The 347-nt window shown below is 64.3% G+C and carries 1 protein-coding gene; it reads right to left on the minus strand.

The genetic code is table 11. The features are described 5' to 3' along the window. Positions 1 to 347, minus strand: a 347-nt coding sequence (locus SB772_RS39550) for a DUF445 family protein (RefSeq protein ID WP_410838458.1), incomplete at both ends; no start/stop codon positions are given.

The following is a 347-nucleotide window of genomic DNA, read 5'->3' on the forward strand; positions in this document are numbered from 1 at the left end:
CGCGCAGCCAGTCGAACAAATGCGAGCACAGATATAAACCGAGCCCGATCGTGCCGCCGATCACCGTGCCGTTCACGCGTATTTCCTGTAGATCCTTGCCGATCTTCAGTTCGATCAGGCGCGCGGTTTCACGCGTGTCCCAGTTACGCACCGTGTCGCGGATGTGATGCGTGAGATAGCGCGAAAAATCCGGCGCCATCGCGCGCGCAGCGTCTTCCAGATGGCTGTTGAGCGAGGCGCGCAGATCGGCGTCGGCGGCCAGCGTCGCGAGGCGCGCGCAGAGCGTCATGAACGTCTCGCGCCACGCGCGTGCATCGCTCGACGGCGCTTCGGCATCGGCCGATTCG

Source organism: Paraburkholderia sp. SIMBA_030, assembly GCF_046535245.1.
Lineage (GTDB): Bacteria > Pseudomonadota > Gammaproteobacteria > Burkholderiales > Burkholderiaceae > Paraburkholderia.